This is a genomic window from Kitasatospora sp. NPDC057542 (genome assembly GCF_042801945.1).
In the GTDB taxonomy this organism is placed as follows: domain Bacteria; phylum Actinomycetota; class Actinomycetes; order Streptomycetales; family Streptomycetaceae; genus Kitasatospora.
The window spans coordinates 1-1,165 of the sequence record NZ_JBHVFE010000853.1 but is presented as its reverse complement, the minus strand read 5'-3'; the positions used below and the strand labels follow the sequence as shown (position 1 = coordinate 1,165).

General features: G+C 73.2%; 2 protein-coding genes. One reads left to right on the top strand and one right to left on the bottom strand.

The genetic code is table 11. The annotated features are described in order from the left end of the window. Nucleotides 1-54: 54 nt before the first annotated feature. A complete protein-coding gene (locus ACFU7Y_RS44095) occupies nt 55-393 on the bottom strand; it encodes a hypothetical protein (protein ID WP_224275290.1) in 339 nt (112 codons plus the stop codon). A gap of 72 nt (nt 394-465) precedes the next feature. On the opposite strand from ACFU7Y_RS44095, the gene ACFU7Y_RS44090 reads away from it, so the two are divergent. Then, nucleotides 466-1,107, top strand: a complete 642-nt coding sequence (locus tag ACFU7Y_RS44090) for a DUF2461 domain-containing protein (protein WP_224275292.1) — start codon at nt 466-468, stop codon at nt 1,105-1,107. The last annotated feature ends 58 nt before the right edge of the window (nt 1,108-1,165 follow it).

Genomic DNA, 1,165 nt, shown 5'->3' with positions numbered 1-1,165 from the left:
CCCCTCCGCACGGGGGAGCCGGGCCGTCGCCGCGTCCGGAGCCTGGAGCCGGACTCAGCCGCCGAGCTGAAGGCCGGCCATCCGCTTCCACTCGTACTCGCCGGTCTTCACCTTGAGGCCCAGCTCGCCCTCGAAGTCGTCGTGCAGGGTCAGCCCGGCCAGCTCCGCGGCCCGGCGGCCGACGGCGTAGCTGGGGGCCACCTGGTCGCCCCAGGCGCCGTCCGCACCCACCACGACGATCCGGGTGGCCACGGCGCCGACGTACTCGACGACCGCGTCGGCGCTTCCCCCGTGCTGCCGGGCGAAGCTGGTCAGGTTCTTGGCGATGCGCTTGGCGCGGCGCTCGGTACGGGCGTCCGGCGCGGCGGCGGTGGCGGTCTCTGCGCTGCTCATGCCCGCATGCTACCCACCGGTAGTCGCCCTGGCGACGGGAGCACCCTGTGCACCGGGCCACATACTGGAGGCGTGACCTTCTCCGGCTGGCCGGCCGAGGCGCTCGACTTCTACGAGCACCTGGAAGCCGACAACTCGAAGACCTTCTGGCAGGCCCACAAGGACCGGTACGACGACGCCGTACGCGCCCCGATGGAGCAGCTGCTCGCCGACCTGGAGCCGGAGTTCGGACCGGGGAAGGTCTTCCGCCCGAACCGCGACGTCCGGTTCAGCGCCGACAAGTCCCCGTACAAGACGCACGTCGGCGCCCACCTGGAGTCCGGCGGCTACATCCAGCTCTCCGCCGACGGCCTGTCCTGCGGCAACGGGATGTACCGGCTCGCCCCCGACCAGCTGGAGCGCTACCGCGCCGCCGTCGCCGAGGACGTCAGCGGCGCCGAGCTGGAACGGGTGATCGCCCGGGTGGAACAGGAGGGCCCGCAGGTGGCCGGCCGGGACTCCCTCAAGTCGACCCCGCGCGGCTACCCCAAGGACCACCCCAGGATCGGACTGCTGCGCCACAAGGGCCTGGTGGCCTGGCAGGAATGGGAGCCGGCCGGATGGCTGGGCACCCGCGCCGCCTACACCCGGATCACCGGGTTCCTGCACGCCTCCCAGCCGCTGCGGGACTGGCTGGACGGCCACGTCGGCCCGTCCGAACTCCCCTCCCGCTGAGCGGCGCAGCAGCCGCACGAGCCCCCCGGACACGCGAGGAGCCCCGGTCCACCAGGAC

Coding starts and splice junctions, on each gene's coding strand:
- ACFU7Y_RS44095 (WP_224275290.1), bottom strand. CDS start 393: ATGAGCAGCGCAGAGACCGCCACCGCCGCCGCGCCGGACGCCCGTACC.